General features: G+C 56.0%; 1 rRNA gene. It reads left to right on the top strand.

Annotation, left to right across the window (positions count from 1 at the left end):
* Positions 1-1,028: ribosomal RNA gene (locus tag ACIQWA_RS40965) — 23S ribosomal RNA — on the top strand; the annotation flags it as partial.
* Positions 1,029-1,030: the final 2 nt, after the last annotated feature.

Here is a 1,030-nt window from a genome sequence, read left to right on the forward strand (position 1 = left end):
GGCGAAGCTGAGAACTTAAGCGCCAGTAAACGGCGGTGGTAACTATAACCATCCTAAGGTAGCGAAATTCCTTGTCGGGTAAGTTCCGACCTGCACGAATGGCGTAACGACTTCTCGACTGTCTCAACCATAGGCCCGGTGAAATTGCATTACGAGTAAAGATGCTCGTTTCGCGCAGCAGGACGGAAAGACCCCGGGACCTTTACTATAGCTTGATATTGGTGTTCGGTTCGGCTTGTGTAGGATAGGTGGGAGACTGTGAAGCAGCAACGCCAGTTGTTGTGGAGTCGCCGTTGAAATACCACTCTGGTCGTGCTGGATGTCTAACCTGGGTCCGTGATCCGGATCAGGGACAGTGTCTGGTGGGTAGTTTAACTGGGGCGGTTGCCTCCTAAAGGGTAACGGAGGCGCCCAAAGGTTCCCTCAGCCTGGTTGGCAATCAGGTGTTGAGTGTAAGTGCACAAGGGAGCTTGACTGTGAGACTGACGGGTCGAGCAGGTACGAAAGTAGGGACTAGTGATCCGGCGGTGGCTTGTGGAAGCGCCGTCGCTCAACGGATAAAAGGTACCCCGGGGATAACAGGCTGATCTTCCCCAAGAGTCCATATCGACGGGATGGTTTGGCACCTCGATGTCGGCTCGTCGCATCCTGGGGCTGGAGTAGGTCCCAAGGGTTGGGCTGTTCGCCCATTAAAGCGGTACGCGAGCTGGGTTTAGAACGTCGTGAGACAGTTCGGTCCCTATCCGCTGTGCGCGTAGGAGTGTTGAGAAGGGCTGTCCCTAGTACGAGAGGACCGGGACGGACGAACCTCTGGTGTGCCAGTTGTCCTGCCAAGGGCATGGCTGGTTGGCTACGTTCGGGAGGGATAACCGCTGAAAGCATCTAAGCGGGAAGCCTGCTTCGAGATGAGCACTCCCACCTCCTTGAGAGGGTAAGGCTCCCAGTAGACGACTGGGTTGATAGGCCGGATATGGAAGCCCTGTGAGGGGTGGAGTTGACCGGTACTAATAGGCCGAGGGCTTGTCCTCAG

Origin of the sequence: Kitasatospora sp. NPDC098652 (assembly GCF_044760155.1) — a bacterium.
Lineage (GTDB): Bacteria > Actinomycetota > Actinomycetes > Streptomycetales > Streptomycetaceae > Kitasatospora.